Annotated in this window: 3 protein-coding genes and 1 pseudogene; 1 reads left to right on the top strand and 3 read right to left on the bottom strand. The window is 61.8% G+C overall.

The window, feature by feature from the left end:
* From DBR24_RS33785 to DBR24_RS25730, 3 genes and pseudogenes are all read right to left on the bottom strand, one after another.
* Positions 1-157, bottom strand: a pseudogene (locus tag DBR24_RS33785) (HAD family hydrolase); the annotation flags it as partial.
* Positions 154-1,023: an acyl-CoA thioesterase II gene (gene tesB, locus DBR24_RS25725; RefSeq protein WP_003228466.1), complete on the bottom strand. Its 870-nt coding sequence runs from the start codon at positions 1,021-1,023 to the stop codon at positions 154-156. The gene tesB and the pseudogene DBR24_RS33785, both read right to left, overlap by 4 nt.
* A gap of 105 nt (positions 1,024-1,128) precedes the next feature.
* The gene (locus tag DBR24_RS25730; protein ID WP_123463924.1) at positions 1,129-1,698 is read right to left on the bottom strand and encodes a GNAT family N-acetyltransferase; all 570 of its coding nucleotides are present in this window, start codon (positions 1,696-1,698) and stop codon (positions 1,129-1,131) included.
* A gap of 83 nt (positions 1,699-1,781) precedes the next feature.
* On the opposite strand from DBR24_RS25730, the gene DBR24_RS25735 reads away from it, so the two are divergent.
* Complete coding sequence (locus DBR24_RS25735; RefSeq protein WP_123463922.1) at positions 1,782-2,702, top strand: histone deacetylase; 921 nt, start codon at positions 1,782-1,784, stop codon at positions 2,700-2,702.
* The last annotated feature ends 257 nt before the right edge of the window (positions 2,703-2,959 follow it).

A 2,959-nucleotide genomic window follows, 5' to 3' on the forward strand; every position in this document is an offset into this window, starting at 1 on the left:
CCGCCGCTTCATCTGCCGGCAATGCCGCAAGATGAGTGAGGATGTCGTCCTGCGGCGGAATCGCCAGCGCCACGCGGATCGCCGCAAAGTCATGCACGGCGACGGTCAGCGTGCCGTCCATGTCGAACACCCAGTGCTTCACATCGCTCAGGCTCATGCCCAGTCCTTGCGGTGACGAATCAAGCCTTCCTGAGTGACCGACGCCACCAGTTGACCGGCCCGGTTGTACACGCTGCCACGGGAAAAACCACGGGAGTTGCCGGCCCACGGACTGTCCATCGCGTAGAGCAACCAGTCATCGGCGCGCAAGTCGTTGTGGAACCACAGCGCGTGATCGAGGCTGGCGACCTGCATGTCTTTCTGCCAGACCGATTTACCGTGCGGCAGCATCGAGGTGGTCAACAGGCCGAAGTCCGAGGCGTAGGCCAGCAGGTATTTGTGCAGCGCCGGAATATCGGCCAGCGCACCGTCGGCGCGGAACCACACGTATTTCACCGGATCGGCCGGCTGCGGGTTGTACGGGTCTTTTTCGGTGACCGGGCGCACTTCGATCGGTTTCGGGCACAGCAGTTTTTCGCGCATGTGTTCCGGAATCAGGTGTGCGCGCTGTTGGGTCAGTTCCAGCTCCGACGGCAGGTTCTCCGGGCCGACCACCACCGGCATCTGGCTCTGGTGCTCGAAGCCTGCTTCGTCGTACTGAAACGAGGCGCTGCAGGTGAAGATCGGATGGCCCTTCTGGATCGCGGTCACCCGGCGAGTGCTGAAGCTGCCGCCATCGCGCACGCGATCAACCGAATACACCACCGGCAACTTGGCATCGCCCGGACGCAGGAAGTAGCCGTGCATCGAATGCACGTGACGCGCCTCTTCAACGGTCTGACTGGCCGCCGACAGCGACTGACCGAGTACCTGACCCCCGAACAACTGACGGAAACCCAGATCCTGGCTACGGCCGCGGAACAGGTTTTCTTCGATCGGTTCCAGGGTCAGCAAGTCGACCAGATCTTCCAACACTTGGCTCATTCAGACTCTCCTCACACAAAGCTATGCCGCGCAGTCTTGGCTGCGGCGGGCAATTCAGGTTCTGGCGCGAGCCACTGTCGCGCCATTGTAAACGTCCGTGTCGGCTTAGCCATGCAAGGTCTGCAGCCATTGCTCCCGGGTGATGCGATACAGCACATGTCGTCGTAGCGGATGATCGGCGGCAAGTTTGGGGTGATCGAAATCATCCTCCGGCGCGTGATGCATGCCGATTGCCTGCATGACCTTCTCCGAGGGCAGATTGGATTGCGCGGTGAAAGACACGATCTCTTTCAGCGCCAGCCGGTCAAAGCCGCAGCGCAGAGCCGTCCACGCCGCCTCACTGGCATAACCCAGCCCCCAGTGCTCCTTGGCCAGCCGCCAGCCGATTTCCACCGCAGGCGTAAACGGCGCATCGAAACCGACCACACCGAGCCCGGTGAAACCGATGAATTCGCCGCTGTCCTTGCGCTCCAGCGCCCACAAGCCAAAACCGTGCTCGGCAAAATGCCCGCGCACGCGGCCTATCAGTGCCGCACTTTCCAGACGGCTCAGCGCTGCCGGAAAATAACGCATCACTTGCGGATCGGCACACATCGCCGCAAATGCCGGCAAATCTTCGTCCTGCCACTGTCGCATCAGCAGGCGTGCGCTTTGCAGTTCCAGTATCGGCTCCATCGTGCCCCTCCGTTTCCATGCCGCAAGTCTACATCGCTGGTAGGATCCTTCACTCTTACAAACGTTTCCTACATGAAATCGCCATGCCACTGCCGCTGATCTACCACGACGACTACAGCCCCGAGTTCCCGGCGGACCACCGCTTCCCGATGGACAAGTTTCGGCTGCTGCGCGATCACCTCGTCGACAGTGGCCTGACCCGCGACGCCGATCTGCTGCGCCCGCAGATCTGCCCCAACGACATCCTCGCCCTCGCCCATGACCGTCGCTATATCGAACGCTACATGAGCGGCGAGTTGTCCCGCGAAGACCAGCGGCGTCTTGGCCTGCCGTGGAACGAAGCCCTGGCGCGACGCACCGTGCGTGCGGTGGGCGGTTCGATTCTGGCGGCGGAGAAAGCCCTGGAGCATGGCCTGGCCTGTCACCTGGCCGGCGGCACCCATCACGCCCATTACGATTACCCGGCCGGTTTCTGCATCTTCAATGACCTGGCGATCATCAGCCACTACCTGCTGCAAAGCGGTCGGGTCAATCGCGTGCTGATCTTTGACTGCGACGTGCACCAGGGCGATGGCACCGCGCGGATTCTCCACGACACGCCGGAGGCGATTACCGTTTCCCTGCACTGCGAGAAGAACTTTCCTGCACGCAAGGCCGAAAGCGATTGGGACATTCCGCTGCCCAAAGGCATGGGCGATGCCGACTATCTGCAGGTTGTGGATGACGCGCTCAACTATCTGCTGCCGCTGTACCAACCGGACCTGGTGCTGTACGACGCCGGCGTCGATGTGCACAAGGACGATGCCCTCGGATACCTGCAACTGACCGACGAAGGGGTCGCCGCCCGCGATGAACGCGTGATGCGCCATTGCCTGGGTCGCGATATCCCGGTGGTCGGTGTGATTGGCGGCGGTTACAGCAAGGATCGCCACGCCCTCGCCCGTCGCCACGGCATCCTGCATCACAGCGCGCAACGGGTCTGGCAGTCACACGGCTGTCATTGAGTTGTGCTGCGTTACCCACAATGGCTGTGGAACGGCCTGTGGATAACCTGAGTGAAAGGGACTACAGACCACAGCAAGCATGGCTTACAGCGCAATGGCTGTTTTTTGACCAACATCTCGAACTACCTCACTCCTACGAGGGATCTGCGCTGTTAGAATGCGCGCCCTATCCCGCCATACCGCAGCGCACGCCATGACCCAGACTTCTGCCCGCCTCCCCGCTCACGTCGCCATCATCGGCGGTGGCCCTGCCGGCC

It is taken from the genome of Pseudomonas sp. HMWF006 (genome assembly GCF_003061205.1).
Taxonomy (GTDB): domain Bacteria; phylum Pseudomonadota; class Gammaproteobacteria; order Pseudomonadales; family Pseudomonadaceae; genus Aquipseudomonas; species Aquipseudomonas monsensis.